The sequence below is a fragment of the Bradyrhizobium sp. MI1.11 genome (assembly GCF_055811255.1).
This window is the reverse complement of sequence record NZ_JBVVPM010000009.1, coordinates 101,449-121,571: the sequence shown is the minus strand read 5'-3', so window position 1 is coordinate 121,571 and position 20,123 is coordinate 101,449. Positions and strand designations below refer to the sequence as shown.

Genomic DNA, 20,123 nt, shown 5'->3' with positions numbered 1-20,123 from the left:
TTGTCAAACATGCGGACGGCTCTCTTGGGGAGCCTTGTTCCGGCTGATGGCTCTACCGTGTCCCAAGGGCGTCGGCAATGCGCCTAAAGCCGGATGACGCCGCGTCCCCAGCGTCATCCGTCCGTTAATTTTTGGGCAAAATGCGTTGAGGCGCTATTTGAGCGCGTCCGATGTCAGCCTGAATTTCTGGATCCGTTTTCCGGTGTCGACCTCGGCGGTATAGACGTTACCCTTGGGGTCGATCGCCATGGCATGCACCCAGTGGAATTGTCCGGCATTGCGGCCGTTGTGCCCGAAGCTGCCGACCACGCTGCCGTCCTCGCGCCTGATCACCCTGATCTCGTTGTTCTCGCCGTCCGCGCTGAGCAGCCAGGTCTGCTTCGGATCGGGCCAGATCGCGATGTCCCACACCGCGCCGTTGCCGAGCGTGTTCTTCTCGAAGAAGAACTCCTTTACGAAGGTGCCGTCCGTCTTGAAGACCTGGATGCGGTTGTTGATGCGGTCGCAGACGTAGACGAGCCCGTCATTGGCGAGCTTCACGCAGTGGACGGGATTGCCGAACTGCTGGGACACCGGCGCCTTGGGATCGTACGCCGCCTGCTTGGTGTCATCAGGCTTGTTGCCGTAGGCGCCCCAGTGCCGCTTGTAGGCGAGGGTCGTTGCGTCGAACACGATGACGCGGCGGTTGCCGTAGCCGTCGGCGACGTAGATTTCGTTGGCGGCCTTGTCGATCGCGGTCTCGGCGGGTTTGCCGAGCTGTGTCGTGTCGTTGCTGCCGAGGCTCGGCGCGATCTTGCCGATCTGGGCGACGAACTTGCCGTCGAGCGTGAATTTCAGGATCGCGTTGTCGTTGTCGGCATTGCCGCCGACCCAGACGAAGCCGCGCTCGTCGACCTCGATGCCGTGCTCGCGGCCGACCCATTCATAGCCTTCGCCCACGCCGCCCCACGATCGCAGCAGATTGCCGTCGCTGTCGAATTCGAGCACCGGCGGCGCCGACACGCAGCATTTCGAACGCGGCGGAGTGAGGCTCGCGCCTTTCTCGTCGTCGGTGAGGGAGCGGGGGCGATGGATCACCCAGATGTGGCCTTGCCAGTCGACGGTGATGCCGCCGACCTGACCGAGGATCCAGTTGTTCGGCAACGGCTTTGGCCAGGAAGCATCGACCGCGAAGGTCGGGACGTCGCCGGCGGTTGCCGCGCCCGGAAGCGCAAACGCGACGGCCGCGATCAGGACAGAGAGGACGCGAGAGACATTTGCGAGCGCACGCTTAAAGCTTGCGCGATTCCGCCATGGCGTCATGGCAACCTCCCTTTATTGGCCTGCAGCTTGCTGCCGCTTGAGCGCGGGCAGTCAATCGCGGGGAGGCCGTCAAGTCAATCAGGCCGGCGAGCGGAAGCTCATCAGGCTGCGGGTCTTGTAGTCGTAGAACTTGCCGGTTTCGGTCCAGTCCGGCGCGCACATCGGCACGATGAATTCGGCGACCTGCTCGGCTGTATCGAGCGTCGCCGGATCTTCGCCCGGCATCAGCGTCGCGCGCATGCGGGTGCGGACGGGGCCCGGATTGAACAAATTGACGCGCAGTTTCGTATTCGCGGTCTCCTGTGCCCAGGCGCGCGCCAGCGTTTCCAGCGCCGCCTTGGACGCCGCGTAGGGACTGACATAGGCGGTGGCCTTGTTGGCCGCGCCCGAGGTGATGAACACCGCGCGGCCGGCGTCGGACTGCTTGAGCAGCGGCTCCATGCAGCGGATCAGCTGGAAGTTCGCGGAGACGTTGACCGCCATCACGTCGGTGAAGGCCTTCAGCTCGATATGGCCGATCGGCGAGGAGGGGCCGAGCACGCCGGCATTGCCGACGAGGATGTCGAGCTTGCCGTAGCGTTCGTGCAGGCCGGCGCCGAGCCGCGCGATGCCGTCGGAATCGGTGAGGTTGAGCGGCACCAGCGTTGCGCTGCCGCCGTCCTTGCGGATCTCGTCGTCGAGCTCTTCCAGCCCGCCCTGCGTGCGCGCGACCGCAACGATATGCGCGCCGGCCCTGGCCAGCGCTTTTGCCGTGGCGAAGCCGATGCCGCGCGAGGCGCCGGTGACGAGAGCGATGCGGTTGGCGAGGGGATTTGTCATCGAACAGCTTGATCCAACGCCGTCCCGGCGCAGGCCGGGACCCGTACGCCGTGACGTTTATGGCTAGGGAAGATGATTGTCACACCTTCTTCGAACCAGAGAGGCTTGTGGTAATGGGTCCTGGCTCCCGTGCGCAATTGCGCACTAGGCCAGGACGACGGCCTAGCTCGCCTCCGCCAGCAGCGACAATTGCCGCGGCTGCTGCTCGGTCTGGGTCTGGTCGGTGAGGTGGGTCGGATAGGCCCCGGTGAAGCAATGATCCGAGAATTTCGGATTGGCGGGGTCGCGGCCGGGCTCGCCCATCGCGCGGTACATGCCGTCGATCGACAGGAAGGCGAGCGAATCGGCGCCGATGATCTCGCGCATCTCTTCCAGCGAATGTGTCGCCGCAAGAAGACCACCACGGTCCGGCAGGTCGATTCCGTAATAGTCGGGATAGAGGATCGGCGGCGAGGCGAGGCGGAAATGCACTTCCTTGGCGCCGGCATCGCGCATCATGCGCACGATCTTCTTCGAGGTGGTACCGCGCACCAGTGAATCGTCGATCAGGATGATGCGCTTGCCTTCGATCGCGGCGCGGTTGGCCGAATGCTTCATGCGCACGCCGGATTCGCGGATCGCCTGCGTCGGCTGAATGAAGGTGCGGCCGACATAATGGTTGCGGATGATGCCGAGTTCGAACGGCACGCCCGAAAGCTGGCTGTAGCCGACTGCCGCGGGGACGCCGGAATCTGGCACCGGCACCACCACGTCGACCGGCACGTGGCTCTCGCGCGCAAGCTGCGCACCGAAGGCCTTGCGCACCTCGTAGACCGAGCGGCCGTGGACGATGGAATCCGGACGGGAGAAGTAAATGTACTCGAAGATGCAGGGACGCGGCGCGATCGGCGGGAACGGCTTGTGAATGTCCTGCCCGTTCTCGTCGAACACGATCACCTCGCCGGGCTCGATGTCGCGGACGAAGCGCGCGCCGATGATGTCGAGGGCGCAGGTCTCGGAGGTCAGGATCGGGCAACCATCGAGCTCGCCGAGCACCAGCGGACGGATGCCGCGCGGATCGCGTGCGCCGACCAGCTTCTTGTTGGTCAGCGACACCAGCGCATAGGCGCCCTCGATCTCGCGCAGGGCGTCGATATAGCGCTCGATGAAGCGGCTGCGCCTGGAGCGCGCGACCAAATGCAGGATCACCTCGGTGTCGGTGGTCGACTGCATCATCGCGCCGTTCTTCACGAGCTCGCGGCGCAGCGTCAGGCCGTTGGTGAGGTTGCCGTTGTGAGCGACCGCAAGGCCGCCGGCATTCAATTCGGCGAACAGCGGCTGCACGTTGCGCAGGATGGTCGCGCCGGTGGTGGAATAGCGGACATGGCCGACGGCCATTGTGCCGGGCAGGCGGTCGATCACCTCGCGGCGGGAGAAGGTGTCGCCGACGAGGCCGAGGCGGCGTTCGGAATGAAAGCGGCCGCCGTCATAGGAGACGATGCCAGCGGCTTCCTGACCGCGGTGCTGAAGGGCGTGGAGGCCGAGCGCCGTGATGGCCGCGGCATCGGGATGGCCGTAGATGCCGAAGACGCCGCATTCCTCGCGCAGCGTATCCCCCTCCAGATCGTCTTGAAGTTCCAGCGCGGCCGGGCCGAGATCAAGTAGGGCGTCCTGGTCAGGATTTCGCATCTCGTCCGAGCCTCTCGTTAGGGCTTATCAACGCGCCGCGGGTTTCTCGATCAGCTTTTTAAGGCTGTCACGAGCCGGTTTGCTGTATCCGTCGCCACTGCCCGAAGGCTGCTGCTCGGAATCAGTTTGCTCTTCATCTGGTTTGTTTTTCTTGAATCTCTTCAAGATGGTGTTCTCGGGGTCGTCAGGCAAGAGGGCCATCAGCCAATCGCCGGTTCCCTGCAGCACCACGCGGGATTTGGCCCCCGTGACCCAATCCGGGCGCTGCTTGTCCGGCACCAGCCAAGTGAAGAACAGGAAGGCGACCACGACGATCAAAAGCCCGCGCGCCAGCCCGAACAGAAAGCCGAGGGTGCGGTCCAGCGCGCCGATGCGCGAATCCAGGATCATGTCGGAGATCCGGACCGTGATCACGGAGACCACGACCAGGGTGCCCACGAACACGCCGGCGACCACGACCACGCTCGCGACGGTATCGTTGTTGAAATAGGTCTTTGCGGTCGGCAGTAGTTTCGAGAATGAATAAAGCGTGACAATCGCCGCCGTGCCCCAGGCCGCGATCGACAGGATTTCGCGCATGAAGCCGCGAACCATGGCGAGCAGGCCCGAAATCAGCATCACACCGAGCAGGATCAGGTCGAGGATGGTTACTGGCATCGGCTGGTCTGGTCCGCTCGTACTTCAAGGTGCTCAGCGAATCGGTGTTTGGCCGCCCGCCCTACGTGAGGGCCAGACGACGTTCCCGGCAAGGCCGCAACCACGCAATCCCATGCTGCTTTTGTGACGGCTGTATAGCGGCGAGGGCGGGGCACGTCACCACCGGCTAACCCTCTCCGCGGCGGAATCTTGCCGGTGTGGCATTTTTCTCTGCCGGAGCGCTCGAGTCGCCCCGCCGGGAGCCGCGTGCGGCGATCTCGGCGACCAATGTCGTCAGGCTGTTGATCGCGTTCAGCGACAGGCCGGCATCGCCGGCGGCTTCGCCCCGGGCCGATTCGGGCAGCACGGCACGCTGGAAGCCGAGTTTTGCCGCTTCTTTCAGCCGGGCCGGGGTCTGCGCCACCGGGCGCACCACGCCTGAGAGCGAGATCTCGCCGAAATAGACCGCATCGGTGGGTAACTGCGCATTAACCAGGGAGGACACCAGCGCCGCCGCGGCGGCCAGATCAGCCGCGGGCTCGTGGATGCGCAGGCCGCCCGCGACGTTCAGATAGACGTCGTGGCCGGACAGCTTGACCCCGCAATGGGCCTCCAGCACCGCCAGCACCATCGACAGCCGGCTCGGATCCCAGCCGACCACGGCCCGGCGCGGGGTGCCGAGCGAGGTCGGCGCCACCAGCGCCTGCAATTCGACCAGAACGGGCCTTGTGCCCTCGATGCCCGCGAAGACTGCGGTGCCGGGCGTGCCGAGATCGCGCTCCGACAGAAACAGCTCGGAGGGATTGGTGACTTCGCGCAGGCCAAGCCCGGTCATCTCGAACACGCCGATCTCGTCGGTCGGTCCGAAACGGTTCTTCACGGCACGCAGGATGCGGAATTGCTGCGAGCCTTCGCCCTCGAACGACAGCACCGCATCGACCATGTGCTCGACCACACGGGGGCCGGCGATCTGGCCGTCCTTGGTGACATGACCGACCAGGATGATGGCCGCGCCCGTCCTTTTGGCAAATCGAATCAGCGCCTGTGCCGAGGCGCGCACCTGCGTCACCGTGCCGGGCGCCGATTCCACCGTGTCTGTCCACATGGTCTGGATCGAATCGATCACGATCAGCCGGGGCACCGCGCCCTCGGACAGCGTCGAGACGATGTCCTCGACAGACGTCTCGGCGGCGAGCTGCACCGGCGCATCCGACAGTCCGAGCCGTTCGGCGCGCAGCCTAACCTGCGCGACCGCCTCTTCGCCGGAGATGTAGACGACGCGGTGTCCGGCGCGCGCCAGCAGGCTTGTGGCCTGCGTCAGCAGCGTCGACTTGCCGATGCCGGGATCGCCGCCGACCAGAAGCACCGAGCCGCGGACGAAGCCGCCCCCGGTCACGCGATCGAGCTCCGTCATGCCTGAGGACAGACGCGGGGCGTCCTGGGTTTTTCCGGACAGGCTCTCCAGCGCGAACGTCCGCCCCTTGCGCTTGGAGCGGATCGACACCGGCACGCTGCCGGTCGTGTCCTCCTCCGCGAGCGTATTCCACTCGCCGCAGGACTCGCACTTGCCCTGCCAGCGGTTATAGGCCGCGCCGCAGTTCTGGCAGACGAAGGAAAGCGTATTCTTGGCCATGAGGACAGCGAGCCCGGGGACAGCGAGTCGAGGGTTTCAGGTTTGCTGATTAGCACGGAATGACGGGTCAAGAGAGTGAGTCCGGGCGCACCCCGAATATCGCAATTCGGTACGCCGGATACACTCCTTGTTAGCTCTATGCCGTCGCCCCAGGCCGGACTTTGCCAAATGTTAGCGACCCGGGTCCAGTTTCGGAACCGATACGGGATGGCGAAACGAATGACGGGATTTTTGCGGATATTGCTCGCTTTGGGCATGGCCTGCGGCATTGTTATGCCGCCTGACGGCGTTGTTGCGGCCGATGCGAGGCGTCTCAACGTCGTCTTCGTCAACCCGGGCAAGACCGGCGAGGTCTATTGGGACATGGTTTCGCAGACCATGCAGGCCGCCGGCCGCAAGCTCGGCGCGCATGTCGAGGTGCTGACCAGCGAGCGCAATTACCGCACCATGCAGGAGCTCGGGTTCGGCGTGGTGGCACGCAGCGACAAGCCCGACTTTCTCATTCTCTCGAACGAGGAATCCGCCGCTGTCCCGATCATGGAGGCGGCCGAGGCCGCTGGGATCAGGACGCTGCTGCTCTCGAACACGCTGATCGGTGACGATGCGGCGCGTCTTGGACCGCCGCGTCAAAAGCTCAAGACCTGGCTCGGCGACATCACGACGGATCTTCAGACTGCGGGCGCGCGGATGGCCAATGCCCTGATCGACGCGGCGCGTGCCGAGAAATGGCAGAGCCCGGACGGCAAGATCCACATTCTCGGCGTCGGTGGCGACGAGATCACGCCGGCCTCGATCGCCCGCAACGCGGGTCTCAAGCTCGCGGTGGACGCCGCGCCCGACGTCGTGGTCGATCGGATGCTGTTCGCCAACTGGACGCAGTCGGAGGCCGAGCATGTCACCACGAATTATCTGAGCTGGGCCGCGCGCAAGGAGATCCGGCCTGCGGGCATATGGGCCGGAAACGATCCGATGGCGCTCGGAGCGCTTCGCGCGGTGGTCGCTGCCGGCTTCACGCCCGGGCGGAACATCCAATTGGTCGGCCTCAACTGGTCGGAGGATGCGCTGCGCGAGATCAAAGCGGGCCGCTTGCTTCTGACCGACGGCGGGCATTTCCTGCTCGGCGGCTGGTCGGTCGTTCTGTTGCGCGATTACGCCGACGGCTGCGATTTCGCGGCCGTATCACCCCGCGTCGAGGTCAAGACGTCCGCGATCACGCGCGACAACCTCGCTGCGGTCGGCGACCTCATCACCACGCGCGCCTTCGACCGGATCGATTTCGCGCGTTTCAGGGCCAAAGCAGGGCACTGCGGCCAATACGACTTCTCCGTCGATGCGCTCATCTCGTCGCTGACGCCTCTGGAAGGCGCTGCCGACTGATGCGAAACGGTGACGACATGACCGATCCGGATCGCAAGCAGCAGGCGGCGCCGCCGCGCTTGCGGTCGGTCGTCCGCGCGATGATCTGGGCCACCGTCCCTGTTCTGCTGCTGGTGCAATTGCTCGCCTCCGCTGGCGTCGAGGCCTCGAGCTTCTGGTCGCAGATCAGGCAGCTCGACGCCCGCATTGCCCGCGTCGCCGAGAGTCGCGCCGAGCTGATCGCCGAACCGCTCTGGAAGATGCGTTACGACCAGGTCACGAGCGTGCTCAACGAGATCATGCACGACGAGAGCATCGCCGCGGCGGCCGTTTACGATGATACCGGTATCGCGATCGCCCGCGTGATGGCGCGTCCGGCGGGGCAGGCGGCCGCGGAGGTCTCGCGTCCGATCAACTACAGCAACGGCAACATGGCGGTGCAGGCCGGCCGCATCGCGATCGTATATTCGCATGCGGCGCTCTACGCGGACGCGGGCAGCCGGCTGGTGCTGCTGCTGGTCGTCGGCCTGTTGGCAACGTTTGCGACCCTGATCGCCATGCGGATCTCCGCCAACCTCTTCATTGGCAGGCCGCTGGCGGCAATGATGTCCGCGATCCAGCGCAGCAAGCAGGACGGCCGCGCCTATCCGGCGGAAGTCAAATCCTCGAACGAATTCGGTCAGCTGGCGCATGCCTTCAATGCCATGCAGCACACGACGTCGGGTGCGCTCGACCGGCTTGGGCACATGGCCGCGCACGATCCGCTCACGGGGCTGCCCAATCGCCGCTCGCTCTCCGAGCACCTCGTGACCCTGAGCCACGATGCCGGCTCGCCGGACGCGCTGATCGCGCTCTGCTTCATCGATCTCGACGACTTCAAGGGCATCAACGACACCTTTGGCCATGACTCCGGCGACAAGTTCCTGGTGCACATTTCCGAGCGCCTTCGTGGTGCGGTCGAACCGCAAGATTGGGTGGCGCGGCTCGGCGGCGATGAATTCGTCGTCATTCGACCCGAGGTCAGCAACGAGGAGAGCGCGCAGCGGTTTGCACGCCAATTGTTGGATGCGATTTCCGAGCCGATCCGGCTTCATGACAAGCGAGTGGTGCCGCGTGCCAGCATCGGTCTTGCCGTGCGTCGCGCCGGAGATCCCGAGCTTTCGCACCTGCCGGCGCTCGCCGACATCGCGCTCTACCATGCCAAGAGCAGGGCGCCCGGCACGGTTGCCGTGCTCGACGAAGCGCTTCAGCGCGACTATCGCCGCCGGCGGGACCTCGAACTTGCCATTCCCACAGGCTTCGACGAGGGGCAGTTCGAGGTCTGGTATCAAAGCCAGGTCGATCTCGAAAGCCACGACATCGTCGGCCTGGAAGCGCTGATCCGCTGGCGCCATCCGGAACATGGCGTGATCGGTCCGGGCGAATTCCTGCCGCTGATCGAGCGCAGCGGCAACAATGCGCGGCTGACGCGCTACGTGCTCACCGACGCCTGCCGCGCCCTGCAAGCTCTGGCTGCGGCCGGCAGGTCGCGTATCCGGATCGCAATCAATCTGCCGCCGTCCGAGCTCGCCGACCATTCGTTCGCCGCCGAGCTGCGCGCGACCTGTGCGCGCTTCGACGTGCCGGCCTCGTTGCTGGAGCTCGAGATCACCGAGGGATCGCTGATCAACAACATGGCCAGCGCATCCGAGACGCTGCACCGGCTGCGGCGCCTCGGCGCCACCATCGCGCTCGACGATTTCGGCACCGGCTACAGCTCACTCGCCCATCTCAGGCGGTTTCCGCTGGACAAGGTCAAGATCGACAAAGCCTTCATCAACGAGATCCCTGACAGCGCGGAAGACAAGGCGATTGTTGGCGTGATCGCATCGCTCGCCGGTACGCTGGGCCTCACTTTGGTGGCCGAAGGCATCGAGCGCGCCGAGCAGGCCCAGGCGATGCGCGAGATGGGCGTGAGGTTCGGGCAGGGCTTTCTCTATCATCGGCCACAGCCACTCGAGGCCGTGTTGCTATGGCTCGAAGGACGGCCGGTCCACCACAGCCGCGTCATCGAGGACAGTCCGTCGATCGCACCCGAATTTGCCGTCTGAGCACAGCGCGGTTACGGCTGCGCTGCATTCCACAGCATGGAGAGGCCCGCCGCGATCATGATCGCGTCCATCACCACGCGGAACATCTCCGGCTTCAGGCGCAGCACGAAGCGTTTGGCAATGAAGGCGCCCGCCATCAACGAAGATCCCGCGATCAGGCCTTTGACGAACACATCGGCGGTCAGCGCGCCGAACCGTTCGAAGGTCACGGATTTCGCGGCATAGAGCCCGAGCGAAGAAGCCGCTTCGGTGGCGAGGAAAGCGCCCCGGGACAAGCCGTAGAACAGGAATAGCGGGACGCTGAGCGGGCCGGTGGAGACGACGATGCCGGTGAGATAGCCGATGGCGGCCCCGCCGATCGCCAGATGCCAGAGATTGGCCTTGAGATCGTGCCGCGCCAGCCAGTGTCGCACCGGCACCATCGCGATCAGGAAGACGCCGATGGCGAGATCGACGGCGTGCGAGGGCAGGGCCAGCAGCGTCCGCGCGCCGAGCACGGCGGCCGGAATACCTGTCACCGAATAAGCCGCGCAGGCCCGCCAGTCGACCTCGCGCCACCAAGCCAGGATCCGTGAGAAGTTGGCCATGACGGCGGCCACCGCCATGATCGGCACCGCCTCCTTTGGCCCGTAGGCATAGACCAGCACCGGCATCAGCATGATCGACGAGCCCGTGCCGACGATGCCCGAAATGGTGCCTGCGATGAGGCCGACGATGAGGACGAAGAGGAAAGCCAAAACAATCTCCACGAATCGGGAGAGTTTAGCCGCGGCCAGCAGCGCGGGCGATCCGCGAGGCGAGGGAACCCTATCTTGCCGAACGAGCCCGGCGTTAACCATCGCCGACGGTTCCAGTCTGAGCGAAATCGCTTCGAAGTTTCTTAAATCTTACTGGGTACCTCTCGTGGGCATAGTGACCTGGGGGAAGTGTATGGGTAAGCGGGCCAAACGCGGAAAGGCGCAGACGTTCGCAATCCCGATGGCCGCGAGAGTTGCAATCGGCGCCGTGGCCGTCGCCGCGTTGGGGTATGGTTTGCTGTCCCGACCGGCGAACGTGCAACCGGCGCGAAAGCCGTCCGCGCACGAAGCCCAAGCGTCGTCAACTCCGGTTTACGTCGCAACGCCGGTTCATGCATCATCGTCACCTCCCACTCCGGCATCGGCTCCACCTCCGGCCCCGGCGCCTCTGGTCGAACCGCCCAAAGCTGCCGACGTTCCCGGAGCATTTGTTCGGCAGGTGGTTGACTACGCCAGCCGCCAGACGCCGGGCACCGTGATCATCGATACCAAGAACACCTTCCTCTATTTCGTTCTGAACGACGCACAAGCACTGCGCTACGGCATCGGTGTTGGCCGCGAAGGTTTCACATGGTCCGGTGAGCAGACCGTGGCTCGCAAGGCAGAATGGCCCGATTGGCATCCGCCTGCGGAGATGGTCTCGCGTCAGCCTTATCTGCCGCGGTTCATGGCAGGTGGCCCCGGCAACCCGCTCGGCGCTCGGGCGATGTATCTGGGCGACACCGAATATCGAATTCACGGCACCAACAAGCCCGATACGATCGGGAAGCGGGTCTCGTCCGGCTGCATCCGACTGACCAATGAGGACGTCGTTGACCTCTATGATCGCGTGAAAGTCGGCGCGAAAGTGATCGTGCTTCCGACAACCGTTGCCCGCCGACCACCCCAGGGAGCACCGGCCGACGCCGCTTTCCGATTACCGGACCCGGCATCGCCGTCGAACCGGCCATCGGCAACTCACGCGCAGATGCCGTCATCTGGACCGAGGATCGCCGAGGCTCAGTAATTCATCCTCGGTCCTCATCCTGCAACGGAGAACAAGGAGGCACTGCAAGTCGCCTACGAGGTCATCCGGTAGGCATAAGCATTACGGCTTGTAGGGCGGAGGACAGACCACCTCTCCCAGAGGACTTCTCCGGCACGGCTCAGTCACCCTGATTGCGGTATGAGTATAAGCGTAGCTCAAAGCCGCGCCGGTTAGAGCCGCACCAAGGATTGCAATTTGCCATCGCAATTTCATGGCTTCGACTTCCCAAGAGGCGCGTCGACGAGCTGCCCTTTCATATCAGCGAAGCCCTGTTGACGCGAAGGAGACGTTTCGGACATCAGTCTATAGCTATTTTGGAAGGACCAAACCTTCCGTGCCATTTCAGAAGACGCACCTTGCCTCCTTATTATCCTCCCGCTCTTAAATTGTGATCAGGAAGGCAAGTTCCCATGAACGCCAAACCAACAATCGTTTTCTGCCACGGCATTTGGGCCGACGGCTCGTGCTTCAGTAAGGTCATCCCTGCATTGCAGGCCGATGGGCATGAGGTGATTGCCGTTCAATATGGTTTGGACTCTTACGAGGAGGATCTGGCGACGGTTAAGCGCACGCTCAATCGTGTCGGTAGTCCTGTCCTCCTGGTCGGTCATTCTTACGGCGGGGCCACCATTACAGGCGCAGGCACGGATGAGCGCGTGGTCGGGCTGGTGTACATTGCAGCGGTCGCTCCGGATGCCGGCGAAACCGTACAGGATCAGCTCGACAAATATCCCTCGGACATTTTCTCTCGCGTCGATGTGGCGGATGGGCGTGCCTGGATGCTTCCGAGTGGCACCGAGTTCTTCGCAGGCGATCTCTCCGACGCAGACCAGAAGCTGGTTTGGGCGACCCATTATGCGCCCGTCTATGATCTGTTCCAGCAGCAAAAGCTCAGCGCGGACAAGGTCGCGTGGAGATCGAAGCCAAGCTGGTACGTCCTGGCCACGAAAGACCACACGGTGCATCCCGATCTGCAACGTTGGGTCTCAAAGCGAATGGGAGCGACTGTTACCGAGGTCGCGAGCAGCCATGTGCCAATGCTGTCCCAGCCTGATGTGGTGATCGACGTCATACGCAAGGCGGCGGCCGCCGTTCAAAAGGGCTGATCGCAGTCACTGCGCTGAATGCGAAGGAGAGGTCGTTTGCGGGCGACCTCTCCTGTCCGGTGGGCGACGACTGCCTCCGGAGACATCCCGCCGGTGTTTTGCCCGGTTTCGGATTATGCGTAACCCTTTGATTTGCCAGCGGTCGGCTACTGTGCATGGGGTTGTTTTTCATGTTTTTGTTGAGTTGGCGCGGCAAGTCGGTGCTCGCAGCACGTGGAGCAAGGCCGGCTGCGCGCTGCTGACAGCATGTTGGCAGCAGGGTCCGGCTACGACCATCTCCTGACAAAACGGAGAGCGGGTCATGCGGGTCGAGGGAAGCTGTCATTGCGGTGAGACGGTGTTCGAGGTGACGGAGGCGCCCGCGAGCGTGACCCGTTGCACCTGCTCGCTCTGCGCCAAGCGCGGCGCGTTGTGGGCCTATTACACGCCGGCGCAGTTTCGGCTGCTGTCGCCCGCGGAGAACGTCGCGACCTATCTCTGGGGCAGCCGCACGGTCAAACACCATTTCTGCGCAAGCTGCGGCTGCGGTACCTATTCGGAGTCGCCGGACTGGTCGACCGGCAAGCCCGATTTCGACAATCCGAGGGTCGCCGTCAACGCGCGCCTGTTCGACGAATTCGATCTGGAGGCCGTGCCGGTGACCATGATTGACGGCAAGAATTTATGGTGAGCATGCGCTCTCGCGCATGTCTGCTGCTCGTCAGTGCTCTTGAGGCACTCTTGAAAAGCTGATCTGTTTCCGCCCGACAGAAAAGGGGAGGAAGCCGATGATGCGTCTTTTCGCGCGAGTGATGCTCGCGATGTGTCTGGCCGTTGTAGTCGGCTTCCATGCCCAGGCGCAGACCAGGCCCAAGGTCACGACATCAGGACCGGATTTCCCCAAGGCCGCGCTGTTCGTCGGCAACAGCTTCTTCTACTACAACAACGGCATGCCCGGGCATCTCTCCTTCATGGAGCGGGCTGCGTATCCCGAAAACAAGGCGGCCTATCGCAACACCATGGCAACGATCGGCGGCTCCGGCCTCGATTGGCACGACATGGACAATCTGCTGCGGCCGGGCGGCCTCGGCGCCTATTCGTTCGACGAGCAGAACAACGTCGTCTTCAACAAGCCGGGCAGGCAGTACGACGCCGTCGTGATGATGGATTGCAGCCAGTGCCCGATCCATCCGCAGTTGAAGGACGCGTTCGCGACCTTCGTGAAGAAGGACGGCGAGATCGTCCGCACGCATGGCATGCGGCCGGTCCTGTTCATGTCCTGGGCTTACGCCGACAAGCCTGAGATGACGGAAGCGTTGGCCGAAGCCTACACGATCGCAGGCAATGCCAATGATGCGCTGGTGATCCCCGCAGGTCTTGCCTTCGCGCGCGTGCGCAAGCTGCAGCCCGAGCTCAATCTGTATGCGCCGGACAAGCGGCACCCGAGCCCCGTAGGCACGTATCTGGCGACCTGCGTGACGTTCGCCGCGCTGACGGGCCGCTCGCCGGTTGGCAATTCCTACACGATGGGACTGGACGCACCGACGGTGGAGCTGCTGCAGAAAGCAGCGTGGGACACGGTGCAGGAATATTACGGGCGTTGACCTAGCGCAGCACCACCCAGGCCGGTGCGTGATCGCTCGCGCCTTCCTCGCCGCGAACCTTCTTGTCCACGCCGGCTTTTGCCAGGCGTGAGACGAGGGCAGGGCTGAGCAGGAGATGATCGAGCCGCAGGCCCGCATCGCGCGGCCAGCGGTTTCGCTTGTAATCCCAGAAGGTGTAGATGCGCTTCTCCGGGTGCAGTTCGCGGATCGCATCACACCAGCCTTGTGCCACCAGCGAGGCAAAAGCCGCACGGCTCTTCGGCTGGATCAAGGCATCCTTGTCCCACGAGCGCGTCGGATAGATGTCGATCTCATCAGGCGCAACGTTGTAGTCGCCGGCGAGCACCACGGGCAGGTCCTGCTTGATCAACGTTCTGGCGTGGCGCTTGAGTCGCGCGAACCAGTCGAGCTTGTAGTCGAATTTCGGTCCCGGCTGCGGATTGCCGTTCGGCAGGTAGATGCTGGTGACGATGACACCGCGTACCGCGGCCTCGATGTATCGCGCTTCGTGATCGGCAGGCTTTCCCGGCAAGCGATCGCGGGTGAGAACGGGCTCGGCATTGCGGGCCAGAATGGCGACGCCGTTCCAGGTCTTCTGTCCACACCACACAGCGCCGTAACCTGACTTTTCGATCGCGGCCGCCGGAAATTCGCCATCACTTGCCTTCAACTCCTGAAGTGCGACGACATCGGGCTTCGCCGTTCGCATCCATGCCAACAGATTGGGCAGGCGGCGATTGATGTTGTTGATGTTGAACGTCGCGATCTTCATGTAGAGCTACCGGCTCCTGCCTTCCGCTTCCGGAGAAACAATGTCCAAGTTGAGCTTTGCCGTTATCGCCGTCGCCGTTGCGTTCTCCGGGGTCGCCTCGGCACAATCATCCGATCCGCGCGGCGCGTGCAAGGCGGACTATGACAAGTTCTGCGCCGGCCTTGCGCCGGGCGGTGGCATCGTCGCCTGCCTCAACGGCAAGCGCGATCAGCTCAGCGCAACTTGCAAGACGGCGCTGGACAGCAGGAAGAAGAAGTAAGCGGCGCGCCGCTCAGCCCGGCAGCGGCGGCGGGCTTGCGGGCTGCTCGATCGGCGGCGGAGCGGGCGTCTGCTGCTCGACCCCCTGCGCGGGAGCCGGCTTGGCCAGCGGCTCCACCACATTCCCGCCTTTGTAGATGCGGGCGTAGCGGCGACCGAGGCTGGTCAGCACCTCGTAGCCGATCGTTCCGAAATGATGCGCGAGCTCGTCGACGGTGATGCCCTCGCCGAGCAGCGTCACCATGTGGCCGCGCCGCGCCGCATTCGGCGGCAGATCGGTGATGTCGATCGCGATCAGGTCCATCGAGACGCGGCCGGCGACCGGACAGCGCTTGCCGGCGACGATGACCTCGGCGCCGCGGGTGCCGTCATTGGAGCTTGCGGCGCGGAAATAGCCGTCGGCATAACCGACCGCGATGATCGCGAGTTTCGTCGGCCGCCGTGCGGTCCAGGTGCCGCCATAGCCGACGCTCTCGCCACGCTCGACATTGCGGATCTGCACGATGCGGGCCTTGAGATCGACCACCGGCTGCATCGGATTGTCGGCTTCCGGCGTCGGGTTGACGCCGTAGAGCGCGGCGCCCGGCCGCACCATGTCGAACTGGAAGGGCGCGCCGAGGAAGACGCCGGACGAATTGGCGAGCGCCGCCGGCACGCCGGAGAATTCGCTGGCGATGCCGCGGAAGGCCGCGAGTTGCTTGGCATTCACCGGGCTGTTGAGTTGCTCGGCCGCAACCAGATGGCTCATTACCAGCGTGATGCCGTGATCGCCGGCGTTGATGCGGGGGATGATGGCCTGCGCTTCCGCAAGCGTCAGGCCGAGCCGGTTCATGCCGGTGTCGATGTGGATGGCGGCGCCACCGGTCCAGCCGGTGCGGCGGCAGAACACGTCCCATTCGGCGAGCTCGTTGAGATCGCCGATCACGGGGCGGCAGTTGATCTGGGCGTAGTGCTCGCCGGTGTTCTGGAAATAGCCGCCGAGCACGTAGATCGCAGGCTCCGGCACCGCCGCGCGCACCTTGCGCGCTTCCTCGATAGTGGCGACGAAGAAGGTCTTGCAGCCGGCCTTGTTCAGGGCCCGCGCGACCTGCTCGGCACCGCAGCCATAGGCATCGGCCTTGATCACCGCCGAGCATTCGGCCGGCACCGCCGTCTTCTCGAGCTTGCGCCAGTTGGCGATGATGGCGTCGAGATCGACCGTGAGCACGCCGCCGAAGGCAGCGAGCGCGGCAGCCTGATTGGCCTCCGCGGAGAGAAGGCCGGATTGCGGGATGATTTTCGGGTCGGACGCCATTGTCATGGCGCCGTTTTACGCAAGAGGCCGGTCGGGTTCAACCCAGGGAACTCAGTAGTCGTTGCCGCTGCGGTCCGGCACCTGGCTGTCCGGCGCAAGATCGCCGAACCGTGTGATCGACGCTTCGAAGGCCACATCGACGGTGCCGGTCGGGCCGTGGCGCTGCTTGCCGATGATGACTTCGGCCTTCCCGTGCGCAAGATCCATGTCCAGGCGCCATTTTTCGTGCTCGGGCGTGCCCGGGCGCGGCTCTTTGTTTCCGAGGTAATATTCCTCGCGGTAGACGAACAGCACGACGTCGGCGTCCTGCTCGATCGACCCCGATTCGCGCAAGTCCGAGAGCTGCGGCCGCTTGTCGTCGCGCGACTCGACCTGGCGCGAGAGCTGCGAGAGCGCAATCACGGGCACGCTCAGTTCCTTGGCGAGCGCTTTCAGGCTGGTCGTGATCTCGGTGATTTCCTGCACGCGGTTTTCGCTGCGCTTGCCCGAACCCGACAACAGCTGAATGTAGTCGATGACGATGAGGTCGAGGCCCTTCTGCCGCTTCAGCCGGCGGGCGCGCGCCATCAGCTGGGCAATAGAGAGACCGCCGGTCTCGTCGACATAGAAGGGCAGTGACTGCAGCTCGATCGAGACCTCGCGGATCTTCTCGAAATCGGCCTCCGAGATGCCGCCGCGGCGGATCGAGGAGGAAGGGATGCCGGTGCGCTCGGCCACGATACGCGTGGCGAGCTGGTCGGCCGACATTTCGCAGGAGAAGAAGCCGATGACGCCGCCATGGGCGGCCTTCATGGTGCCGTCGGCCTGGAGTTCACCGACATAGGCCCGGGCGACGTTGTAGGCGATATTGGTTGCAAGCGACGTCTTGCCCATGCCGGGACGGCCGGCGACGATGATGAGGTCGGAGTGCTGCAATCCGCCCATCTTGGTGTCGAGGTCGCGCAGGCCGGTCGAGATGCCCGACAGCTTTCCGTCGCGCTGGAACGCTTTTGCGGCCAGATCGACCGCAAGCGTCAGCGCCTGCGAAAATTTCTGGAAGCCTCCGTCATAGCGGCCGGATTCGGCGAGTTCGTAGAGGCGGCGCTCGGCGTCCTCGATCTGCGCCCGCGGCGCGAAGTCGACCGGGGCGTCATAGGCGACATTGACCATGTCCTCGCCGATGCCGATCAGGTCGCGCCGCAATGCCAGATCGTAGATGGTGCGCCCATAATCCTGCGCATTGATGATGGTGGTCGCTTCGGCGGCGAGACGCGCCAGATATTGCCCGATGGTCATGCCGCCGATATCGGTGTCGGCGGGCAGGAAGGTCTTCAGTGTGACGGGCGTCGCGATCTTGCCCATCCGGATCAGGCTCGAGGCAGTCTCGAAGATGGTCTGGTGCAGCGGCTCGAAATAATGCTTCGGCTCCAGGAAATCGGAGACGCGGTAAAACGCGTCGTTGTTGACCAGGATCGCGCCCAGAAGGCTCTGTTCCGCTTCAATATTATGCGGCGCGCTTCGATAGGCGGGGGTTCCGGCTTCGGGCGCGAGTTTGAGAACGTTCGAATCAGTCAGGGCCATGGTCGAGCGATAGCAATTTTCTGGGGCGGATGCGGGGCCGGGATAAAGCGCCGCCTCAGACCAAAGCGGAAGCGAAAGCTGGCCGCTATCAACCGATCATTAAAATGGTGGATGATTGCCCGCCGCACCACGCGCCGCGCTTGACGGATTTTCGTGGAACCAGGTCGCCGCCTAAAGCGGCCGCTACCGTGCCGCGGAAAACGCCGGATGAAGTGAACCTGATGGGTGGGCGGGCCGACATATCGAGACGCGCGCGGATGACGCACGCTGGGCGCTTTCGGCTCGGTTCAGACCAGCAGGAGGTAGACCAGCGCAACCAGAGCCGCCCCGACGCCGGTAGCAATCAGGGCGTAATCGGTGCGGAGGTCGTCCTGCACGTCGAATGAGGTTTTGGTCTCGTCGCTCATGGCGTCGGTCTAAGCCAGGGCCGACGAGACTTATGTGAAGCAGATCACATCTCCCCGGATTCTTTCGGGGGTACAGCCGGAACAGGTTAGCGGGCGGGGGGTTGTCTCCCGATCTGCCACCAGGGAACGAGGCAAGCGATGCGGCCAGAACGGCAGCCCCGGAATTGGCGAAGCGAAGCAGGCAGCCGACTTTGGCTGTCGGGGCTGATCGCGGCCATGGAGCACGCTGAGCGGCCGGAAGTCCGTCGGGAACCGGTCGCCCCCGAAATCCTGAAGGCACTGCGGATGCAATTGGCCTTAACGGCCTCTTACCGGTCCGCTCCGATTTCGACCCTGCGCCACTAGGACTTATTCACCAGCTAGCTTCAGCCTCGGCGTGGCACCGGCTTCGACGGCCCGCAGCCGGGCTTCTTCACGCGCGATGTAGTTGCGTGTCGTCGGCACGACGCCTTGACGCCGTGTGAGTTGGATCTGGAAGTTCATCATATCCTGCTTGCGGAAGGTCATCTCGCTGGCTGCCAGATAAAATTCCCACATCAGCGCGAAGCGCTCGTCATACAGCTGCACGGCTTCTTCGCGCCGCGCCATGAAGCGCTCGCGCCATGCCTTCAGCGTTTCGGCGTAATGCAGACGCAGAATCTCGATGTCGCAGACCAGCAGGCCTGCCCGCTCGATCGCCGGCAGCACCTCCGAGAGGGCGGGGATGTAGCCGCCGGGAAAGATGTATTTGGCGATCCAGGGATTGGTGGAATCCGGGCCCTGCGAACGGCCGATCGAGTGCAGCAGCATGACGCCGTCCTTGTCCAACAGCTCCGCGCAGCGCCGGAAGTAGGTGTCGTAGAAGCGGGCGCCGACATGCTCCAACATGCCGACCGAGACGATGCGGTCGAACGGGCCGGCGATGTCGCGATAGTCCTGAAGCAGGAATTTGGCCGATCTGGTCAGGCCCTTTTCGGCTGCGCGCGCATTGGCGATCTGCAACTGCTCGGTCGACAACGTGACGCCGGTGACGTCAGCACCTGCGATCTCGGCGAGATAGAGCCCAAGTCCGCCCCAGCCCGAGCCGATGTCGAGGACGCGCTGGCCGTCCCTGACGAGCAGCTTTGCGGCGATGTGCCGTTTCTTGGCGAGCTGCGCATCGTCGAGCGTGCTCTCCGGCGTCTCGAAATAGGCGCAGCTATATTGCTTGTCGGCGTCGAGGAAGAGCGAATAGAGCCTCGCATCGAGATCGTAATGGTGTGCGACGTTGCTGCGGGAGCGCGGGCGCGGATTGAACTGCTTCAGGTGCCGCACCAGATAGCGCAGGTGCCACCAGGGTTTTGCCCAGTGCGGCAATAGGTCGGGTTGATCGAGCAGGATCGCGAGGGCATCAGCTATGGTGCCGTGCTCGACGACGAACTCGCCGTCCATGTAGGCCTCGCCAAGCCCGAGCTCGGGATTGACGAGGATCTTCCGCTCTGCGTCCGCGGTGACGAAGCGGACTGCGACCGGTTTGCCCGAGCCATCGCCGACGGTGAACTTCGAGCCCTTCGCCGTGGTCACCGTCATCGACCCGCGGCGGATGAATTGAGACAGGAATTGACGCAACAATCGATCCATCGGCACCCATCCTCTCGAGCGAACCCGAAGAGATGCGACTAACCCGGCCTTTACACCCTACGCCCGGGCATCTCAGCGGTTCCTATGCGTTTGCATCTAGATCTAGGGAGGTGTCCCGGGCCCGCTATTGCGCTGTGCTCAAAGCGGATATTCCAAAACCGCTTAATCACATCCTTGCGCGCGGAGCCTGCTTCCATTCGCGGCTCAATCGGATAA

17 protein-coding genes are annotated in these 20,123 nt (G+C 63.9%); 7 read left to right on the top strand and 10 right to left on the bottom strand.

All coding sequences use genetic code 11. The features are described from left to right. Positions 1-153: 153 nt before the first annotated feature. From AC0L30_RS12040 to radA, 5 genes are all read right to left on the bottom strand, one after another. Positions 154-1,302, bottom strand: a complete 1,149-nt coding sequence (locus AC0L30_RS12040) for an NHL repeat-containing protein (protein WP_473404340.1) — start codon at positions 1,300-1,302, stop codon at positions 154-156. Positions 1,303-1,380: 78 nt separating this feature from the next. Continuing rightward, positions 1,381-2,121 carry an SDR family NAD(P)-dependent oxidoreductase gene (locus AC0L30_RS12035; RefSeq protein WP_007592059.1) on the bottom strand — a complete coding sequence of 247 codons (741 nt, stop codon included), beginning with the start codon at positions 2,119-2,121 and terminating at the stop codon, positions 1,381-1,383. A 162-nt stretch (positions 2,122-2,283) separates the two neighbouring features. Further along, positions 2,284-3,789 (bottom strand): amidophosphoribosyltransferase, encoded by a 1,506-nt coding sequence (gene purF, locus AC0L30_RS12030; protein ID WP_007592056.1) that lies wholly within the window; start codon positions 3,787-3,789, stop codon positions 2,284-2,286. A 27-nt stretch (positions 3,790-3,816) separates the two neighbouring features. Further along, positions 3,817-4,446, bottom strand: coding sequence for a CvpA family protein (locus AC0L30_RS12025; protein ID WP_007592055.1), 630 nt, complete (start codon positions 4,444-4,446; stop codon positions 3,817-3,819). 166 nt (positions 4,447-4,612) lie between these two features. After that, positions 4,613-6,058, bottom strand: a complete 1,446-nt coding sequence (gene radA / locus AC0L30_RS12020; protein WP_007592053.1) for a DNA repair protein RadA — start codon at positions 6,056-6,058, stop codon at positions 4,613-4,615. A gap of 219 nt (positions 6,059-6,277) precedes the next feature. Between radA and AC0L30_RS12015 the strand changes: the two genes are divergently transcribed. Next, positions 6,278-7,435, top strand: a complete 1,158-nt coding sequence (locus tag AC0L30_RS12015; RefSeq protein WP_035992832.1) for an ABC transporter substrate-binding protein — start codon at positions 6,278-6,280, stop codon at positions 7,433-7,435. Further along, positions 7,435-9,504 carry a putative bifunctional diguanylate cyclase/phosphodiesterase gene (locus tag AC0L30_RS12010; protein ID WP_007592049.1) on the top strand — a complete coding sequence of 690 codons (2,070 nt, stop codon included), beginning with the start codon at positions 7,435-7,437 and terminating at the stop codon, positions 9,502-9,504. The genes AC0L30_RS12015 and AC0L30_RS12010 overlap by 1 nt, the downstream gene beginning before the upstream one ends. A gap of 11 nt (positions 9,505-9,515) precedes the next feature. Here the strand turns inward: AC0L30_RS12010 and AC0L30_RS12005 are convergent, their stop codons facing one another. After that, entirely contained in the window at positions 9,516-10,241 is a 726-nt protein-coding gene (locus AC0L30_RS12005; RefSeq protein WP_219683205.1) for a sulfite exporter TauE/SafE family protein, read from the bottom strand. A gap of 193 nt (positions 10,242-10,434) precedes the next feature. Here AC0L30_RS12005 and AC0L30_RS12000 point away from each other — a divergent pair, with 193 nt between their 5' ends. From AC0L30_RS12000 to AC0L30_RS11985, 4 genes are all read left to right on the top strand, one after another. Beyond that, positions 10,435-11,307: a L,D-transpeptidase gene (locus AC0L30_RS12000; protein ID WP_473404339.1), complete on the top strand. Its 873-nt coding sequence runs from the start codon at positions 10,435-10,437 to the stop codon at positions 11,305-11,307. Positions 11,308-11,738: 431 nt separating this feature from the next. Beyond that, entirely contained in the window at positions 11,739-12,434 is a 696-nt protein-coding gene (locus AC0L30_RS11995) for an alpha/beta fold hydrolase (RefSeq protein ID WP_473404338.1), read from the top strand. 301 nt (positions 12,435-12,735) lie between these two features. After that, entirely contained in the window at positions 12,736-13,104 is a 369-nt protein-coding gene (locus AC0L30_RS11990) for a GFA family protein (protein ID WP_007592041.1), read from the top strand. Between the two features lie 97 nt (positions 13,105-13,201). Further along, the gene (locus AC0L30_RS11985; protein WP_473404337.1) at positions 13,202-14,017 is read left to right on the top strand and encodes a hypothetical protein; all 816 of its coding nucleotides are present in this window, start codon (positions 13,202-13,204) and stop codon (positions 14,015-14,017) included. A 1-nt stretch (position 14,018) separates the two neighbouring features. Here the strand turns inward: AC0L30_RS11985 and AC0L30_RS11980 are convergent, their stop codons facing one another. After that, positions 14,019-14,789, bottom strand: a complete 771-nt coding sequence (locus tag AC0L30_RS11980) for an exodeoxyribonuclease III (protein ID WP_007592038.1) — start codon at positions 14,787-14,789, stop codon at positions 14,019-14,021. Between the two features lie 40 nt (positions 14,790-14,829). On the opposite strand from AC0L30_RS11980, the gene AC0L30_RS11975 reads away from it, so the two are divergent. Beyond that, positions 14,830-15,048, top strand: a complete 219-nt coding sequence (locus AC0L30_RS11975; RefSeq protein ID WP_007592035.1) for a hypothetical protein — start codon at positions 14,830-14,832, stop codon at positions 15,046-15,048. A 12-nt stretch (positions 15,049-15,060) separates the two neighbouring features. Here AC0L30_RS11975 and alr read toward each other — a convergent pair whose 3' ends face one another. The 3 genes from alr to AC0L30_RS11960 form a co-directional block, all read right to left on the bottom strand. Next, on the bottom strand, positions 15,061-16,341 hold the full coding sequence (gene alr / locus AC0L30_RS11970; protein WP_035992828.1) for an alanine racemase: 1,281 nt from the start codon (positions 16,339-16,341) through the stop codon (positions 15,061-15,063). Positions 16,342-16,392: 51 nt separating this feature from the next. After that, entirely contained in the window at positions 16,393-17,901 is a 1,509-nt protein-coding gene (locus tag AC0L30_RS11965; RefSeq protein ID WP_007592031.1) for a replicative DNA helicase, read from the bottom strand. A gap of 755 nt (positions 17,902-18,656) precedes the next feature. After that, the gene (locus tag AC0L30_RS11960; protein ID WP_007592027.1) at positions 18,657-19,907 is read right to left on the bottom strand and encodes an SAM-dependent methyltransferase; all 1,251 of its coding nucleotides are present in this window, start codon (positions 19,905-19,907) and stop codon (positions 18,657-18,659) included. Positions 19,908-20,123: the final 216 nt, after the last annotated feature.

Coding starts and splice junctions, on each gene's coding strand:
- AC0L30_RS12040 (WP_473404340.1), bottom strand. CDS start 1,302: ATGACGCCATGGCGGAATCGCGCAAGCTTTAAGCGTGCGCTCGCAAAT.
- AC0L30_RS12035 (WP_007592059.1), bottom strand. CDS start 2,121: ATGACAAATCCCCTCGCCAACCGCATCGCTCTCGTCACCGGCGCCTCG.
- purF (WP_007592056.1), bottom strand. CDS start 3,789: ATGCGAAATCCTGACCAGGACGCCCTACTTGATCTCGGCCCGGCCGCG.
- AC0L30_RS12025 (WP_007592055.1), bottom strand. CDS start 4,446: ATGCCAGTAACCATCCTCGACCTGATCCTGCTCGGTGTGATGCTGATT.
- radA (WP_007592053.1), bottom strand. CDS start 6,058: ATGGCCAAGAATACGCTTTCCTTCGTCTGCCAGAACTGCGGCGCGGCC.
- AC0L30_RS12015 (WP_035992832.1), top strand. CDS start 6,278: ATGACGGGATTTTTGCGGATATTGCTCGCTTTGGGCATGGCCTGCGGC.
- AC0L30_RS12010 (WP_007592049.1), top strand. CDS start 7,435: ATGCGAAACGGTGACGACATGACCGATCCGGATCGCAAGCAGCAGGCG.
- AC0L30_RS12000 (WP_473404339.1), top strand. CDS start 10,435: ATGGGTAAGCGGGCCAAACGCGGAAAGGCGCAGACGTTCGCAATCCCG.
- AC0L30_RS11995 (WP_473404338.1), top strand. CDS start 11,739: ATGAACGCCAAACCAACAATCGTTTTCTGCCACGGCATTTGGGCCGAC.
- AC0L30_RS11990 (WP_007592041.1), top strand. CDS start 12,736: ATGCGGGTCGAGGGAAGCTGTCATTGCGGTGAGACGGTGTTCGAGGTG.
- AC0L30_RS11985 (WP_473404337.1), top strand. CDS start 13,202: ATGATGCGTCTTTTCGCGCGAGTGATGCTCGCGATGTGTCTGGCCGTT.
- AC0L30_RS11980 (WP_007592038.1), bottom strand. CDS start 14,789: ATGAAGATCGCGACGTTCAACATCAACAACATCAATCGCCGCCTGCCC.
- AC0L30_RS11975 (WP_007592035.1), top strand. CDS start 14,830: ATGTCCAAGTTGAGCTTTGCCGTTATCGCCGTCGCCGTTGCGTTCTCC.
- alr (WP_035992828.1), bottom strand. CDS start 16,341: ATGGCGTCCGACCCGAAAATCATCCCGCAATCCGGCCTTCTCTCCGCG.
- AC0L30_RS11965 (WP_007592031.1), bottom strand. CDS start 17,901: ATGGCCCTGACTGATTCGAACGTTCTCAAACTCGCGCCCGAAGCCGGA.
- AC0L30_RS11960 (WP_007592027.1), bottom strand. CDS start 19,907: ATGGATCGATTGTTGCGTCAATTCCTGTCTCAATTCATCCGCCGCGGG.